17 protein-coding genes are annotated in these 16,659 nt (G+C 61.8%); 11 read left to right on the plus strand and 6 right to left on the minus strand.

The window, feature by feature from the left end:
- Both KGA83_RS25245 and KGA83_RS25250 read left to right on the plus strand, forming a co-directional pair.
- A partial coding sequence (locus tag KGA83_RS25245) for an integrase core domain-containing protein (protein ID WP_146615305.1) occupies nt 1–90 on the plus strand: 90 nt, incomplete at its 5' end.
- Between the two features lie 166 nt (nt 91–256).
- Nucleotides 257–1,294, plus strand: a complete 1,038-nt coding sequence (locus KGA83_RS25250) for a DUF6515 family protein (RefSeq protein WP_108216363.1) — start codon at nt 257–259, stop codon at nt 1,292–1,294.
- Here the strand turns inward: KGA83_RS25250 and KGA83_RS25255 are convergent.
- The gene (locus KGA83_RS25255) at nt 1,288–2,184 is read right to left on the minus strand and encodes a cation diffusion facilitator family transporter (RefSeq protein WP_108216491.1); all 897 of its coding nucleotides are present in this window, start codon (nt 2,182–2,184) and stop codon (nt 1,288–1,290) included. The genes KGA83_RS25250 and KGA83_RS25255 overlap by 7 nt on opposite strands.
- 41 nt (nt 2,185–2,225) lie before the next feature.
- On the minus strand, nt 2,226–2,645 hold the full coding sequence (locus KGA83_RS25260) for a hypothetical protein (protein WP_007990667.1): 420 nt from the start codon (nt 2,643–2,645) through the stop codon (nt 2,226–2,228).
- Nucleotides 2,646–2,745: 100 nt separating this feature from the next.
- Here KGA83_RS25260 and hrpB point away from each other — a divergent pair, with 100 nt between their 5' ends.
- Complete coding sequence (gene hrpB / locus KGA83_RS25265; protein ID WP_223531146.1) at nt 2,746–5,262, plus strand: ATP-dependent helicase HrpB; 2,517 nt, start codon at nt 2,746–2,748, stop codon at nt 5,260–5,262.
- Nucleotides 5,263–5,301: 39 nt separating this feature from the next.
- Here hrpB and KGA83_RS25270 read toward each other — a convergent pair whose 3' ends face one another.
- Nucleotides 5,302–6,222 (minus strand): LysR family transcriptional regulator, encoded by a 921-nt coding sequence (locus tag KGA83_RS25270; RefSeq protein WP_108216492.1) that lies wholly within the window; start codon nt 6,220–6,222, stop codon nt 5,302–5,304.
- 226 nt (nt 6,223–6,448) lie between these two features.
- Here KGA83_RS25270 and KGA83_RS25275 point away from each other — a divergent pair, with 226 nt between their 5' ends.
- The 5 genes from KGA83_RS25275 to KGA83_RS25295 all read left to right on the plus strand — a co-directional run bounded on the left by KGA83_RS25275 (nt 6,449) and on the right by KGA83_RS25295 (nt 12,349).
- Nucleotides 6,449–7,939, plus strand: coding sequence for an aldehyde dehydrogenase (locus KGA83_RS25275; RefSeq protein WP_108216365.1), 1,491 nt, complete (start codon nt 6,449–6,451; stop codon nt 7,937–7,939).
- A gap of 21 nt (nt 7,940–7,960) precedes the next feature.
- Entirely contained in the window at nt 7,961–9,331 is a 1,371-nt protein-coding gene (locus KGA83_RS25280; RefSeq protein ID WP_223531147.1) for an aspartate aminotransferase family protein, read from the plus strand.
- A gap of 398 nt (nt 9,332–9,729) precedes the next feature.
- Entirely contained in the window at nt 9,730–10,716 is a 987-nt protein-coding gene (locus tag KGA83_RS25285; RefSeq protein ID WP_108216367.1) for an ABC transporter substrate-binding protein, read from the plus strand.
- Nucleotides 10,717–10,724: 8 nt separating this feature from the next.
- Nucleotides 10,725–11,528 (plus strand): ABC transporter permease, encoded by an 804-nt coding sequence (locus KGA83_RS25290; RefSeq protein WP_223531148.1) that lies wholly within the window; start codon nt 10,725–10,727, stop codon nt 11,526–11,528.
- Complete coding sequence (locus KGA83_RS25295) at nt 11,516–12,349, plus strand: ABC transporter ATP-binding protein (RefSeq protein WP_007975815.1); 834 nt, start codon at nt 11,516–11,518, stop codon at nt 12,347–12,349. Before KGA83_RS25290 ends, KGA83_RS25295 begins: the two co-directional genes overlap by 13 nt.
- 143 nt (nt 12,350–12,492) lie before the next feature.
- Here KGA83_RS25295 and KGA83_RS25300 read toward each other — a convergent pair whose 3' ends face one another.
- Nucleotides 12,493–13,572: an endonuclease/exonuclease/phosphatase family protein gene (locus KGA83_RS25300; protein WP_223531149.1), complete on the minus strand. Its 1,080-nt coding sequence runs from the start codon at nt 13,570–13,572 to the stop codon at nt 12,493–12,495.
- Between the two features lie 66 nt (nt 13,573–13,638).
- Complete coding sequence (locus KGA83_RS25305; RefSeq protein ID WP_223531150.1) at nt 13,639–14,313, minus strand: YciC family protein; 675 nt, start codon at nt 14,311–14,313, stop codon at nt 13,639–13,641.
- Between the two features lie 179 nt (nt 14,314–14,492).
- Here KGA83_RS25305 and KGA83_RS25310 point away from each other — a divergent pair, with 179 nt between their 5' ends.
- The 3 genes from KGA83_RS25310 to KGA83_RS25320 all read left to right on the plus strand — a co-directional run bounded on the left by KGA83_RS25310 (nt 14,493) and on the right by KGA83_RS25320 (nt 16,513).
- A complete protein-coding gene (locus KGA83_RS25310) occupies nt 14,493–15,275 on the plus strand; it encodes a DUF2076 domain-containing protein (protein ID WP_108216370.1) in 783 nt (260 codons plus the stop codon).
- Between the two features lie 124 nt (nt 15,276–15,399).
- The gene (locus KGA83_RS25315) at nt 15,400–15,879 is read left to right on the plus strand and encodes an NYN domain-containing protein (protein WP_007990686.1); all 480 of its coding nucleotides are present in this window, start codon (nt 15,400–15,402) and stop codon (nt 15,877–15,879) included.
- Nucleotides 15,880–15,901: 22 nt separating this feature from the next.
- Nucleotides 15,902–16,513, plus strand: coding sequence for a PolC-type DNA polymerase III (locus KGA83_RS25320; protein WP_108216371.1), 612 nt, complete (start codon nt 15,902–15,904; stop codon nt 16,511–16,513).
- Between the two features lie 46 nt (nt 16,514–16,559).
- On the opposite strand, the gene KGA83_RS25325 is transcribed toward KGA83_RS25320, so the two are convergent.
- Nucleotides 16,560–16,659: IS3 family transposase (locus KGA83_RS25325; RefSeq protein WP_151214274.1), on the minus strand; the 100-nt coding region annotated here is incomplete at its 5' end.

The following is a 16,659-nucleotide window of genomic DNA, read 5'->3' on the forward strand; positions in this document are numbered from 1 at the left end:
GTGGACGAGTCGGTGCAGATCTATAACAACGAGCGGCCTCATCTGTCGCTGAAATACAAAACGCCCGATGCGGTGCATCGGGCGTTTTGAGGCTGAAACAGGTGTAAACCTATTTCAGGACTAGACAGTGGAATTTGCTGCCGTGAATAAAAGAGCGGCCCTCAATAAATAAGTTGCGTGACAGATAACCTGTAGCAGAACCGGCCCGTGCTTTCCCAGTCTTATGTACAGGCCCTAGCACGCAATGAGGAAAAGCATGAAGTCGCGCATCTGGCGTTTGGCCGGCGTTGGTTTGCTGTGTGTCAGTGTCACGGCGCAAACGATGGCCGATGAGCCACAAAACCATGACCGTGATGGCGGGCAACACGGCCAGGGCGGGCATCGGGGTGACAATCAGGGCCATGGTGGCAACAACCCGCCGCGCCCGCAAAACAGCCAGCCGCAGAGCGAGCCTCGTGCGCAGAACAACGACAACCGCCAGTACGAGCACAACGGCCAGAATCAGCATCAGAACAATGGCCAGTGGCAGAACCGTCCAGCGCCGGATTTCAACAGCCGGGTTCGCTCGCCGCCGCCTGCGCCGCAGTTACCGGCCACTGACATGCCGATCCAGCCTCGTCCCGACACCGTGCACCAGACCCAGCCGCCGCAGCGCGGTTACTACCAGGACCAGCCGCGTCGCAATAATTACAACCAGCGCTGGAATGGCTACACAGTCGCACCGTCCTATGACAATCACATGCAGGGGCGCTCGAGTGGATACGGTAACGGCTGGGGGCCAGGCCCCAGGTATCGCCCCGGCCAGATGATCGACCGCTTCCCCGAACGCCACTTCCGCGTGCCTTACCGTGGCATGGATTACTACTATTCCGGCGGTTACTGGTATCGCCCGCTCGGCCCGCGCTATGAAGTGGTGAAGCCACCGCGCGGGATTCGCGTCAGATACCTGCCCGATTACGCCCAGCAAGTGTTCATCGGCGGGGCACTGCTGTTCCTTGCGGCCGGTTCGTATTACGCCTATGAGGAAAGCACTCAGGACTACGTCGTGGTCGAGCCGCAGGTTGGCGAACCACCGGCCGGCAGCAATGGTTATGACGTGGAGGCGTATCCGGCCAACGGTCAGTCGACGGAGCAGGTCGGTCGGGATGGCTACGAGTGTTATCAATACGCGGTGCAGCAGAGTGGTTTCGATCCACGAACCGCTACCTACCAGCCAGACCCGTCGGTGGTGCAAGCCTACCGACAGGCCCAGGGCAACTGCCTGAGCAGTCGCGGTTATCAGGTGAATTACTGAACCCGGGCGGCTTTCACCACTTCCCGCGGGTCGGCGTGCACCAGCACTTCGGCGCGTGGGTAGGCGTTGTGAATGGCCGCGGCAGCCTGATCGCTGATGCCGTGGGCGACTGACAGCGTCAGTTCCCCCGGCAACTCCAGATGCAACTGCACAAACCACTGGTTGCCGGAGATCCGCGTACGCAAGTCATGGGCACCCAACACACCGGGTACGCTGCACGCCAATTCCAGCATGTGCTGGCTGACATCCGGCGGCAGTTCTTCATCCATCAACACCGCAAAACTCTCCCGGGCGATCCGCACTGCGCTCCAAAAGATATAAGCGGCGATGCCCAGGCCAAACCAGGCGTCGACCTGATCCCAGCCAAACCCGGCCAGTACCAGCGCCAGCAGAATGCTGCCGTTGAGCAACAGGTCCGAACGGTAATGCAGCGAGTCGGCACGCACCGCGTTGGAGCCGGTAGCCTTGACCACCCGATGTTGCAACATCAGCAAGGCCAGGGTCAGGGCGAGCGAGAACACAATCACACCGATGCTGATCCACGGCGCGCCGACCGGTTCGGGATGTTTCAGCCGATCAAAGGCCTGCATTGCAATCAGTACCGCACTGCCGCCAATGAACAACGCCTGGGCCATGCCCGACAACGACTCGGCCTTGCCGTGGCCGTAGCGATGATCGTCGTCGGCCGGACGCAGGGCGTAATGCACCGCCAGCAGGTTGAGTAATGAGGTGACGCCGTCGAGTGCCGAGTCGGTGAGCCCGGCGAGCATGCTCACCGAGCCGCTCAGCCACCAGGCAATGGCTTTGGCGACGATCAGGGTGCACGCCACCGCCACCGAGGCACGGGTCGCCAGCCGCAGCAGGCGGGCGTGTTCGGAGCTGGAGGTCATAGTGGCCATCGTTACTTGAAGAGTCCTTTTGCGCGCAGGGATTATGCGGCGGGTTGCAGGCCGAACATCGCCAGTTGCTGAGTGCTGCCTTTGCTCTGGATCAGGCGTGGATCGTCCAGCGGGAAGCTGCGGCCCAGTTCGCTTTCCAGAATAGTCTGTAACTTGCGGTTATCGACTTTACCGTCGGGGCCGATGGCGTCCTTGAGTTTTTGCGGGTCGACCTGGGCGGTCTTGCCCGGTTCGAAGTAAATCGCGCCGGTGGCGAAGTCCACGGCAAACGCGATCAGGCCGGGGATGATGTAGAACAGCAGGCCAACGGCGTCGAGCGCGGCGATGGCCGGGTCGATCTTGCCTTCGATCTGGCCACGGCGATCGGGGTAGAAGATCGAACCGCAGGCCGTCACTTGAGTCAGCAAGGTTGCGACCAGAACACCGCCAATCAGGCGAAAGGGAGCACGCATATGAAATCTCCTGAGTAGAACGCCAATAACGTTACTGGTTAGAGCCCAGACTACGCCAAACAGTTCGCCGTTATACTCGCCGCTCTGTTTTGGAGCCAGCATGATTTCTTTGCCGATCGATGAAGTTTTACCCGCCCTGCGTGAAGCCCTCGCTACACGCCACGAAGCCGTGCTCGAAGCGCCGCCCGGTGCCGGTAAAACCACCCGCGTGCCTTTGGCCTTGCTCAACGAACCGTGGCTGGCCGGGCAGACCATCCTGATGCTCGAACCCCGCCGGTTGGCCGCACGCGCAGCAGCGGAGCGGCTGGCCAGTGAGCTGGGGGAGAAGGTCGGCGAGACCGTGGGTTATCGCATTCGTCTCGACAGCAAGGTCGGCCCCAACACCCGCATCGAAGTGGTCACCGAAGGCATCCTCACCCGGCGTTTGCAGGATGATCCGGCGCTGGAAGGCGTGGGCCTGCTGATCTTCGATGAGTTTCACGAACGCAGCCTCGACGCTGATCTGGCGCTGGCTCTGAGCCTCAATGGCCGCGAACTGTTCCGTGATGATCAGCCGCTGAAAATCCTCTTGATGTCCGCCACGCTCGAAGGTGAGCGCCTCTCCGGGTTGCTCGACGACGCGCCGATCCTGCGCAGCGAAGGGCGCATGTACCCAGTGGCGATGCGCTGGGGGCGGCCGTTTCAGGCCGGTGAATTCATCGAGCCACGTCTGGTGCAGACCATCCTTGAAGCCTTGAACGACGAGACCGGCAGCGTGCTGGTGTTCCTGCCGGGGCAGGCGGAAATCCGTCGCGTGCATCAGCAACTGGCCGATGCCTTGGGCGAAAACACTCCCGTTCTACTGTGCCCGTTGCACGGTGAACTGGACCTTGCCGCGCAACGGGCAGCCATCGATCCGGCACCGGCGGGCAAGCGCAAAGTGGTGCTGGCCACCAACATCGCCGAAACCAGTTTGACCATCAACGGCGTGCGCGTGGTGATCGATGCCGGGCTGGCGCGGGTGCCGCGTTTCGATCCGGGCAGCGGCATGACTCGTCTCGACACCCAGCGCATTTCCAAGGCCAGTGCGACCCAGCGTGCGGGCCGGGCCGGACGACTGGAGCCGGGCGTGTGTTATCGCTTGTGGTCCCAGGACCAGCACGAACAACTGGCGGCCTATGGCAGTGCGGAAATCCTTTCGGCGGACCTCGCCGGGCTGGCTTTGCAACTGGGACGCTGGGGCGTGACACCGGGGCAACTGGTGTGGCTCGACGTGCCGCCAGCGGCCGCCTATGCACAGGCCCAGGACCTGCTCGAACGCCTGGGGGCTCTGGAGGGTGAAACGCTGACCCGTCATGGTCAGGCCATGGCCGAACTGCCGGCACATCCGCGTATCGCGCATTTGCTGTTGCGCGGCCAGGCGCTGGGTCTGGCGGACATGGCCTGCGACGTCGCGGCACTGCTCGGCGAGCGCGATATCTTGCGCGGCGGCGGGGCGGACTTGCACAGTCGACTGGTGCTGCTGTCTGGCGAAGAGCGCGCTGCACGCGGTGCTCAGGGGGGCGTGCAACGCGCACGGCAACTGGCGCGGCAGTATCGTGGTTACCTGCGGGGCAAAGCCTCGGAGCCGGTCAGCGATCCGGATCATCCACGCTGGCTCGGCGCGTTGCTGGCGCTGGCCTATCCCGACCGCGTCGCCCAACAACGGCGCGCCGGTGGTGCGGAATATCGCTTGGCCAACGGACGTGCCGCACTGTTCGCCGAGGCCGACAGCCTGATGAAGCAACCGTGGCTGGTAATCGCCGATCTGGGCAGTCGCCAGGGCCAGCGTGAAGAGCGGATTTACCTGGCGACGGACTTCGATCCGGCGCTCTTCGATTCAGTGCTGGCCGAGCAGGTGCGCTGCGTCGATCAACTGGATTGGGATGAACGTGAAGGGGTGCTGCGGGCAGAGCGTCAGCGCAAGGTTGGCGAATTGATCCTCAGTCGTGAGCCGCTGACGGGGCTCGACGAAACCGCCCGCAGCCAGGCACTGGTGAACCTGGTGCGGCGCAAAGGCCTGGAGCTGTTGCCGTGGACTCCGGAGCTGCGTCAGTGGCAGGCGCGGGTCGCGTTGTTGCGGCAACTGGACCTCGCCGGCAAAGGCGAGAGCGAATGGCCGGACGTTAGCGACGCGGCGCTGCTCAAAAGCCTGGAACAGTGGCTGATGCCGTATCTGGGCAAGGTTTCCCGGCTCAGTCACTTCGCCAATCTGGACCTGTCGAACATCGTCCACAACCTGCTGCCGTGGCCGCTGCCGCAGCGGCTGGACGAGCTGGCGCCGCATCATTTGAGCGTGCCGTCGGGCTCGTCGATTCGTCTGGACTACAGCGAGCAGCCGCCGATTCTGGCGGTGCGTTTGCAGGAGTTGTTCGGCCTGGCGGAAACCCCGCGCATCGCCGGGGGGCGGCAGGTAGTCAAGCTGCATCTGTTGTCCCCGGCGCGGCGGCCGGTGCAGGTGACCCAGGACCTGGCGAACTTCTGGCGCAGTACCTACGCCGAAGTGAAGAAGGATTTGAAGGGGCGTTATCCCAAACATTACTGGCCGGATGATCCACTGGTGGCCGAAGCCACCGCGCGGATCAAACCCCGTAAATAACGGCTGAACGCTGAACGCTGAACTCTGTGGCGAGGGGGATCACTGCGATCTTTCGGATTTCGCCGTGAGTTGTTCGCGGCAATAGTCCGCGAACAACTGCGCCGGTTTGGTCAGTTGCCCGCGCTTGAGCCAGGCCGCTACCAACCCTGAACCGGTGACGTTTTCGGCAATGTCCACGCACACCACTTTCTGCCCGTCGTAGGTGCACTCCGAATGCGGCTTGGTCACCAGTATCGAAAAACCAAAGCCCTGGCCGACCATGCCGCGCACCATCTCGATGGATGGAGAGCTGAAGGCGATGCGTGGGGTCAGGCCCAGCTCATCGAACAGGCTGACGAAGTACGTCCGGCTCGGCTGTACGTCCAGAAGAATCATCGGCTCCAGGCACAGATCCCGCAGCGACACTTGTGCCTGTTGGGCAAAGCGGTGATCCGCCGGTAGTAATGCGTAAGGTCGTTGCGCCGGCATCAGCGGTTCGGTTTCGATGGTGCCGTCCAGATCGTGCTCGTAAAGGATCGCCAGATCGAAGGCGCCGGAGGTCAGGCCCTGTACCAACTCCTGCTGCTCGCCGTCGCGAATGCGGATTTCCACGCCCGGATACAACGCCGAGAACCCCGCCATCAGTTGCGGCAGGTACAGCGGCGCGACGGTTTCGAAACAGCCAATATCGATCTGCCCGGACACCACATCGTTGTCGGCCAGGGCGTTCTGTTCGAACTCCCTGGCCATGCGCAGCAGTTCCTGGGCCTTGCGATAGAAGCGCGCACCGCTGGGGGTCAACGACACACCCTGGGCGTGATGGCGGATCAGCAATTGCACACCGAAGCTGTCTTCCAGCCCTTTGATGGCCGTGGAGATCGAAGGCTGGGCGATGTACAGCTTGCGCGAGGCTTCGGCGACGCTGCCGCATTCGACGGTGGTGATGAAGTATTTCAGTTGACGCAGATTGTAGGCAGCCACAGCAAACCTCGGGGGAGAACGGATCAGGCATCCGGGCAATTTGCGCGCCACCCCTATCCGCTCGGGCAGCGATTTGTTGTGGTTGAACAATAACCACATGCGGCACCAGAAGGGAGATTGGCTACGTAGTTTTTTCTTGGCCTGCGAACACATTTTTACTGGTTTTCCACCGCTTGGGCCTGAGCGACTATCCAATACACAAGAATGTCCTCTGGAGCATCTGAACGTGTTCGAGCTTGAGTATTGGCAACGCAAGGCCGCTTCCCTGCGGTTTCCCGACCAGGCGGTGATCGGCGGCCAGCACCGCGCGGCGCAGTCGGGGCAGACTTTCGCCGCGATCAACCCTGCTACCGGGCAATGCCTGGCCAACGTTGCCGCTTGCGGCGAAGAAGACGTGAACGCGGCGGTGCGTAATGCGCGGCAGGTCTTCGAGGCGGGCACCTGGGCGGCGCGCCCGCCGACCGAACGCAAGCAGGTGCTGTTGCGCCTGGCCGACTTGATCCTCGAAAACCGTGAAGAGCTGGCGCTGCTCGACTCGCTGAACATGGGCAAACCCGTCGCCGATGCCTACAACATCGACGTGCCGGGTGCCGCTGGAGTGTTCCGCTGGTACGCCGAAAGCCTCGACAAACTCTACGATCAGGTCGCGCCGAGTGCGCAGAATGTGCTGGCGACCATTACCCGCGAAGCCCTCGGCGTGGTGGCTGCCGTGGTGCCGTGGAATTTCCCCCTGGACATGGCGGCGTGGAAACTCGCCCCGGCCCTGGCCGCCGGTAACTCGGTGATCCTCAAGCCGGCCGAGCAGTCGCCGTTTTCCGCCCTGCGCCTGGCTGAACTGGCGCTGGAAGCCGGTGTACCTGCGGGTGTGTTGAACGTGCTGCCGGGCCTCGGCGAGCAGACCGGCAAGGCCCTCGGCCTGCACCCGGACGTCGACTGTCTGGTGTTCACCGGCTCCACCGAAGTCGGCAAATATTTCATGCAGTACTCGGCCCAGTCGAACCTCAAGCAGGTGTGGCTGGAATGCGGTGGCAAGAGTGCGAACCTGGTGTTTGCCGATTGTCAGGACCTGGATCTGGCGGCCGAGAAAGCCGCATTCGGCATCTTCTTCAATCAGGGTGAAGTCTGCTCGGCCAACTCGCGGTTGCTGGTGCAGCGCTCGATCCATGACGAATTCGTCGAACGCCTCAAGGCCCAGGCCGAACGCTGGTTGCCGGGGGATCCGCTGGACCCGTCGAGCGCCGCCGGGGCCATCGTCGACAGCCGTCAGACCGCGCGCATCATGAAGTTCATCCAGCAGGCCGAGCAGCAAGGCGCGAGCAAAGTCTGTGGCGGTCGACAGTCGATCTTCAACGGCTCCGACAACTTCATCCAGCCGACGATTTTTACCGGTGTGACCCCGGACATGCCGCTGTTTCGCGATGAAGTGTTCGGCCCGGTACTGGCCGTCACGGCGTTCGACGATGAGGCCCACGCCTTGCAACTGGCCAACGACAGCGTCTACGGTCTGGCGGCTTCGCTGTGGACCGACGACCTCAATCGCGCTCACCGTGTGGCGAGACAATTGCGGGCCGGTACGGTGTCGGTCAACAGCGTCGATGCGCTGGACGTGACCGTGCCTTTTGGCGGCGGCAAGCAGTCGGGTTTCGGTCGCGACCTGTCCCTGCATTCATTCGATAAATACACCCAGTTGAAGACCACCTGGTTTCAATTGCGCTGATAACAAAACGGAGAACTGGCGATGACCACACCACGTGACACCCGCGACTATCAGGCCGCCGACGCTGCGCACCACATCCATGCGTTCGTCGATCAGAAAGCCCTCAACGACGAGGGGCCACGGGTGATGGTCCGTGGCGAGCGCCTGCACCTGTGGGACAACGATGGCCGGCGTTACCTCGACGGCATGTCCGGGCTGTGGTGCACCAACCTCGGTTACGGGCGCAAGGACCTGGCCTTTGCTGCGAGCCGGCAGCTGGAACAGCTGCCGTACTACAACATGTTTTTCCACACCACCCACCCGCAGGTGATCGAACTCTCCGAGTTGCTGTTCAGCCTGCTGCCGGGTCACTACAGCCACGCGATCTATACCAACTCCGGCTCCGAAGCCAACGAGGTGTTGATCCGCACGGTGCGGCGTTACTGGCAGGTACTCGGCAAGCCCGAGAAGAGAATCATGATCGGCCGCTGGAACGGTTACCACGGTTCGACCCTGGCCGCGACGGCACTGGGTGGCATGAAGTTCATGCACGAAATGGGCGGCATGATTCCGGACATCGAGCACATCGACGAGCCGTACTTCTTTGCTCATGAGGGCAACCTGACGCCGGCGGAATTCGGTCTGCGTGCAGCACAGCAACTGGAAGCGAAGATTCTCGAGCTGGGCGCCGGCAAGGTCGCAGGCTTCATCGCCGAACCGTTCCAGGGCGCGGGCGGGATGATCTTCCCGCCTGAAAGCTACTGGCCAGAAGTCCGGCGTATCTGCCGCAAGTACGACGTGCTGCTGTGCGCCGATGAAGTGATCGGTGGCTTTGGTCGTACCGGCGAATGGTTTGCCCATGAGTACTTCGGTTTCGAGCCGGACACCCTGTCCATAGCCAAGGGGCTGACCTCGGGCTACATCCCCATGGGCGGCTTGATCCTGTCGAAAAAAATGGCCTCGGTGCTGGTGGAGCAGGGCGGTGTGTTTGCTCACGGCCTGACCTATTCCGGGCACCCGGTGGCGGCAGCGGTGGCGATTGCCAACCTCAAGGCCTTGCGCGATGAAGGCGTGGTGACGCGGGTCAAGGATGACATCGGCCCGTACCTGCAACAGTGCCTGCGCGAAGTGTTCGGCAAGCACCCGCTGGTGGGGGACATCCAGGGCACCGGCATGGTCGCGGCGTTGCAACTGGCCGAAGACAAAAACAGCCGCAAGCGTTTCGCCAACGAGAACGACATCGCCTGGCGCTGCCGTACGATTGGTTTTGAGGAGGGCGTGATCATTCGCTCGACCTTGGGCCGGATGATCATGGCGCCAGCGTTGATTGCCAGTCGTGAAGAGATTGATGAGCTGATTGCCAAGACCTTGAAAGCGGTGGACCGTACGGCGCAGGAATACGGCCGGCTCTGATATCGCCTGAAGGTCCTGCGGACCTTATTCGCGAGCAGGCTCGCTCCCACATTGGATTTGTGCCGATCTCGGTAATGAGGTCGGCATAGAACCCCTGTGGGAGCGAGCCTGCTCGCGAATACTATTGACCATTCAACACATTTTTCATGGCTTGCACTGACCTTGTGCATCCTCGCCATTGCCGCCTTTTAGCAGTGCGCGTTAACGAGTTTTTTCATCGTTCGCATCCACATATTTCCTCATTTTCCTAATCCCGCCCTTGGGCCAACATCGATCTCCCCAGCCAGCCCAATGCTGCACGCCGAAGGGTCCATCAGAGACCACAGGCCGCAGCTGCATGAGGGCCGTTGGCCGTACTGCCCATGACAAAACCAAATCAACAGCTTTGGGAGTGCTCCATGATCAAGTCCTTGCTTACCCGCGTTGCCCATCCACTGGCGGTCACCGCCATCGCCGCGACGGTCGCCACCAGCGCCCAGGCCGGCACCCTGTCCATCGGTCATACCACCTGGGTCGGCTACGGCACCCTGTACCTGGCCCAGGACCTTGGCTACTTCAAGGAAAACGGTTTGACCGTCGAGTTGCCGGTGGTCGAGGAAGCGGCGATGTACATGGCCGCACAGGCTTCCGGCGAGTTGTCCGGCTCGGCGTCGACCATCGACGAGGTGCTCAAGTACCGTCCGCAATTCTGCTTCAAGGCCGTGGCCGCGCTGGACGACAGCCATGGTGGCGACGGCGTGCTGGTCGGCAAGGACGTCAAGAGCCTGCAGGAACTCAAGGGCAAGGCCGTTGCGGTCAACGAAGGTTCGACCTCGCAGTTCTGGCTGTCGTATCTGCTGAAAAAACACGGTATGAGCATGAGCGACATCACCGTGCAGAACATGACGGCCGACGACGCCGCCACCGCGTTCATCGCCGGTCGCGTACCGGCCGCCGTGACCTGGGAACCGCACCTGTCGATGGTTCGCGACAAGCAGCAGGGCAAGGTGCTGATCGACAGCAGCAGCACGCCGGGGGTGATCGTCGACGTGGTCGCACTGAACTGCACGGTCATCGAAAAGCAGCCGGAAGACGTCAAGGCACTGGTGGCCGGTTTGTATAAAGCCGTGCAGTACACCAAGGATCATCCACAGGAAGCCTACAAAATCATGGCCAAGGGCGTTGGCGGTTACCTGGCCGATCCGAAGGCGCTGGAAGCCGCCGCCCAGGGCGTGCGCTTCTACGATCAGGCCATGAGCGAAAAACTCCTGGGTGCGCCGGGCAAACCGGGTGACAGCGCGCCGCTGATCAAGCTGGCCAACGAGACCGCCAGCGAGCTGCAAGGCAAGCCCTACAACGTCAGCAATGACGACCTGATCGACAACCGCTTCGTCACCCCGCTCTAGGAGGCTGCATGTTCAAGCGCAATTCATGGCTGAGCCGCTGCATCACGCCCAAGACCGGTCTGCCGGTCTCGGTGATCTGGAGCGCGAGCGGTCTTGCCTGGGTGCTGTTGGTCGGCCTGTGGGCCGGCTTGTCCTACGGTGGCGTGGTGCCGGGCATGTTCCTGCCGACGCCGGGTGCGGTGGTCGAGGCCTCCGTGCGCCTCGGTCGCGACGGCACTCTCGGCCAGCATGTGTGGGCCAGCGTCGAAGTGGTGATGGTCGGCTTCATCGTGTCGTCCCTGGTGGCAGTGCCGCTGGGACTGTTGATGGGCAGCTTCCGCATCGTCCAGGCCTTTCTTGAGCCGCTGGTGAATTTCATTCGTTACCTGCCGGTGACCTCGTTCGTGCCGCTGTTCATCCTGTGGATTGGCATCGGTCTGGAGCAACGGGTGTCGGTGATCATTTTCGGCGTGTTCTTCCAGCAACTGGTGATGATCGCGGACGTGTCCAAAGGCATCTCCAAGGATCTGATCAACGCCTCCTACACCCTCGGTTCCAATCGCCGCGATGCGGTGCTGCACGTGATCGCCCCGGCTTCCCTGCCGGGCGTGCTCGACACCCTGCGCGTGACCATGGGCTGGGCCTGGACTTACCTGGTGGTGGCTGAACTGGTCGCCGCTTCCAGTGGCCTGGGTTACCTGAGCCTCAAGGCCATGCGTGGCTTCCAGGTGGATGTGATTTTCCTCGCCATCGCGATCATCGGCCTGCTGGGCCTGGTCACCGATCAGCTGTTCCGTTTCCTACGCCTGAGGATTACCGCATGGGCTCAGTAACTGCCGCCACTCATCGTTTTGTCGCCCCTCAGGCTGCCCCGGTGAACGCGCCTCGGCTGCAGGTGGACAAGGTCAGCCTGCGTTACAAGAAACCCGATGGCGGCACGTTCACCGCGTTGGAGGAGGTGTCGTTCGAAGTGCCGGACCAGCAATTTGCGGTACTGGTGGGGCCTTCGGGTTGCGGCAAGTCGAGTCTGCTGTACCTCACCGCCGGCCTGGCCGAACCGACCTCGGGCGAGATTTACGTCGGCGGCCAGCAGGTGGAAGGCCCCGGTGCGGATCGCGGCATGGTGTTCCAGAGCTACACGCTGTTCCCGTGGTTGACGGTGCGCCAGAACGTCGAATTCGGTCTCAAGCGGCGCGGCATGCCGGCGGCGCAACGCAAGGACATCGTCGATTACTACGTCAATGAGGTGGGCCTGAGCGGCTTCGCCGACAACTACGCCAAGCAGTTGTCTGGCGGGATGATGCAACGCGTGGCGATTGCCCGCGCGCTGGCCAACGACCCGCAGATCCTGCTGATGGACGAGCCCTTCGGTGCCCTCGACAGCCAGACGCGCCTGCAAATGCAGCAGTTGTTGCTGCGGGTGTGGGGCAACAGCAAGAAGACGGTGTTGTTCGTGACCCACGACATTGACGAGGCGATCCTGCTCGGCGACCGGGTCTACGTCATGGGCGCCAGACCGGGGCGGATCAAGCAGATTCTGGACGTGCCGATCGAGCGTCCGCGCAACCTGGACATGGTCATGGAGCGCTCGTTCATCGAGATGAAGCGCGAGATCTTCGGGCTGCTGCATGACGATCTGGAGGAGGTGCATTAATCCCGATTCCAGCCCGTGCACCATCCCTGTGGGAGCGAGCCTGCTCGCGAAGGCGTAGTGTCAGTCAATATTGATCTGTCTGACACACCGCAATCGCGAGCAGGCTCGCTCCCACAGGTTTTGCATCTGACTTGAGTGAGGTGCTACGGCGCAGCCGGCAACAGGAACCGGGCAATCACCGGCAAGTGATCGGAGATGCGCAACGTATCATCCTGCCGCACCATCGCCTCGACCCGTTTGATCCGCGGGCTGTAGAACAGGTAGTCGACGGTCCGGTCCGGGCCGTTCAGCCCGGGATCGTTCGGGTAATGGGTCAGCCAGCGTTCGCGGTCGATACCACTGGCTTCGTTGTTGGTCGGGATCATCGGGTACTTGTCCCACAGGATGTGCAACGGACTGTCGGCGGAGTAGGGCGTGCGTTGCGCATCGGGCAGGCGTCGATACTGGCCAAGCGGCAACAGGTTGAAATCCCCACCGATCAGCCACGGCGTGCCACGGCTTTCGAATTTATCGAGAGTCCTGGCCACGGCGGTCACCTGGTTTTGCGAGGTATTGTCGGCTTGGGTCGCACGCTCCAGATGGGTATTGAACACCGCCAACTGCCCGCCATCACTCAACGGCAAGTAGCTCACCAGCAAAGCGTTTTTGGGTTTGAACTGGCGGCTGAGCGAATTGCCCGAGGTGATGGGCAGTTGCAGGCGTTCGGCATGTTCGATCTGGTAACGGCTCAGCGTCGCCAGTTGCCGTCCGACACTGCCGAAGATATGCGGGTTCGGCACGAAGTCGGCCTTCCAGTCGAAGGCGCTGGCGCCACAGGGATACAAGTCGGCGAGCCGTTCTTGCAGCAGTTTGAGCTGGTGCTGGTAATCGCTGGCCTTGGCGCCGTCATCCAGCTCTTGCAGCAGCACAATGTCCGGTTGTTCGTCGCGAATCACCCGCGCCACTTCGTCGAGGCTGAAAGCCATGTCTTCCGCTGTGGGGCGTTCGTCGGTACCGGCGGCCAGGTCATTCCAGAACACATAACGCTTGCCGGCCAGGTACTGGACGTTCCAGGTCATCACCTTCAGCGCCTGTCCGGGGACCAGGGTGGGGGCCTGGGCACTGCAACTGACGGGCAACACTTCTTTGGCGTCGGGGCGCCAGGTCAGGCTGTAGATCATCGCGGCGATCAGGCCGATCATGATCAGCAGGCCCAGCAGGGTGTAGCGCAGTAGACGGGTCATGGCTCGGCTTATTAGCGTTACAGGATTGTTCCCGAGCATACCCGAGAGCGATGGTCGCGCCCAAGGTCAGAGCGAGCTGTCATTTCTCTCAGGCAACGGGTTGATCAACATGAACAGCCGGAACAGCACCACGCTGGTAAACAGCTGAAGGAAGCTGTGGGCACTGTCGATCAGTAGTGAGACCACCGGGTTCTGAGGTTCCGGGTACGCCGCCAGCGTCACGCCCTTGAGCAGCCACAACGGTCCCATCACACACAGAATGCACAGCAGAATGCGCAGGAAGTGACCGCTGGTCAGACGCAGGCTTTCCTTCATGGCCGCCAGCGGCGCCAGGCCGCGCAACACCAGCAGGTATTCGCCAAACGCCAGGGTCACCATCAGGTAGATGCCCGGCAGGAAATACAGCGACAGGCCCAGCAGAATCAGCACGGTATTGAGCGCCGTCAGCAGAGCGAATCGCGGCCACAGGCTCGCCGCCATCGTCAGCAGGTCGCGGTTGCGCGGCGACTCGCCTCGGCTGCGGGCGTCGAGAAACAGAATCAGCGCGGCGGTGTACAGCGGGTACACCAGCAGGCCGACGATCACGCTGATGCCGGGGAAACTGTCCGGCTCCGTGGAGTGATCGACCACTTGTTGCAGCAGCGCCTCAAGCATCACCAGCGGCAGGCACAGCTGCACGATCTGGCCCAGATTGCGCTTGAAGAAATACAGGGAGTCACGCAGGACATCTAACGGATTCATCAGTGGGTATCGCAGGTTGGAAGCAGTGGCTCACTTTAACCGATGAAGTACTCGGGGACGCAAACGTAAACGTTCGGTAAAGGTCATTGAAACATCTTGTTTCAGCCTCCATTAAGGTCGAGCACCTTATCCTCAGTGGAAAAGGGCAACGATTTCCCCCGGCAATCTACGAGGTCGCCATGAACAGCGAAGAACAAACCCTGATCGATGGACTGTTTTCCCGGCTGCAACAGGCCGAAACGGACTCAGCCCCGCGCGACGCCCAGGCCGAGGCGCGGATCAAGGAACACCTGACGCGCCAGCCGGCGGCAGGTTATTTCATGACCCAGGCGATTCTGGTGCAAGAGGCGGCGATCAAGAGCCTCGATGAACAGAACAGGCAACTGACCGGGCAAGTCCAGCAGTTGCAGGCCGAACTGCAACAGGCCAAGGCTCAGGCAACCCCGGCTCCGGCTCCGGGTAGCGGTGGCTTTTTGTCGAGCATCTTTGGCGGCGGCTCTCGTGAGCCACAACCCGCGCCAACCCAGAGCGCATCGTCGTCGAGCGGTGGCTGGCGTGAGCCGGGACGCTCGTCGTTCGGTGCGCAACCACCACAGCAGAATTTCGGCGCGCCGCCGCAAAACTTTCCACAGCAGGGCTATGCACCGCAGCAACAGGCTCCGGCAGCGGCCGGCAGCAGTTTCCTCGGTGGAGCGCTGAAAACCGCGGCCGGCGTGGCGGGTGGCGTGATGCTGGCACAAGGCATCAGCAGCCTGTTCCATCACAATCAGCAACCGGAAGTCGTCGAAGTCATCAAGGAAGAGCCGGCCCAGGTCAACGACCAGGGAAACAATGGCTGGGGCGATGACCAGCGCGTGGCCGGTAACGATTCCTGGAGCAACGATCAGGGCGGGTTCAGCGACGCTGATTACAGCGATGACAACTCATCGCTCTTCGGCGGCGACGACGATTCCTTCGTCTGACCCATATGTGGCGAGGGAGCAAGTTCCCTCGCCACATAGCCGATTATTCGCGGAACAATCCTTCGGGCTGGCATACTGGGCGACCTTTCGGGCCTGGTGCCTGATTCAGCCTTGAGGAAAGCCGGTGAAAAAAATCGCAGTGTTCGCCGATGTCCAGAACCTCTACTACACCGTGCGTCAGGCTTATGGTTGCCACTTCAACTACGCCGCACTGTGGGCTGACATCAGCAAACAGGGCGAGATCGTCGAGGCCTACGCCTACGCCATCGATCGCGGTGACAGTAAACAGCAGCAGTTTCAGCAGATCCTGCGCAACCTCGGTTTCACCGTAAAGCTCAAGCCGTACATCCAGCGCAGCGATGGTTCGGCCAAGGGCGACTGGGACGTGGGCATTACTCTCGACATCATGGATGCCGCCGACCATGTCGATGAAATCGTCCTGGCCTCCGGCGACGGTGATTTCGACATGCTGCTCGAACGCATCATCAGCAAACACGGGGTACAGGCGGTGGCCTACGGTGTACCGGGCCTGACCGCCAACTCGTTGATCCGCGCCGCCAGCCGTTACGTGCCAATCGAAGGCGCGTTGTTGCTCAAGAATTGATTTTTACGGAGTTGAACCAGGTTTGGAACGCATAGCAGTCATCGACTTTGAAACCACCGGGATCTCCCCGAGCAGCAGCTGCCGGGCCACGGAAATCGCCGTGGTGATCCTTGAACAGGGGCGCATCGTCGAGCGTTACCAAAGCCTGATGAACGCCGGCGTGCGCGTCCCGGCCTTCATCGAGCAACTCACCGGCATCAGCAACGCCATGCTGCGCAGCGCGCCGTCGGCGGAGCAGGTGATGAACGAAGTGAATGAGTTCGTCGGCTGCACCCCGTTGCTCGCGCACAATGCCGCGTTCGACCAGAAGTTCTGGGACTTCGAACTGGGGCGGATCAAACGCACCCGCTTGCAGAACTTTGCCTGCTCGCTGCTGCTGGCCCGCCGGCTGATGCCCGCCGCGCCGAACCACAAACTCGGCACCCTGACCACGTTCGCCAACCTGCCCCACACCGGCAAGGCGCACCGGGCCATGGCCGATGCCGAGATGGCGGCTAACCTGACGGCGCACTTGGCCGAAGAGTTGCGCCAGAAGCATGGTCTGCGCGAGCTGTCCCATGACTTGCTGTGCAAGTTGCAGAAGGTCCCTGCGGCGAAAGTGGGCGAGCATCTCAAGCGCTATCGCGGCTTTTGAATACACCGCGTAACCCCCTTGGACTGCCCCCAAAATGTTGGACGGTCTACTGCCACATGCCCACGGATTGAGTCCTGTACTCCACAGGGCTCAGTCCACCGAGCTTTGATTTGATCCGGTCATGATTGTAGTAACTGATGTACTCG

This window comes from Pseudomonas sp. GL-R-19 (assembly GCF_019956375.1).
GTDB lineage: Bacteria > Pseudomonadota > Gammaproteobacteria > Pseudomonadales > Pseudomonadaceae > Aquipseudomonas.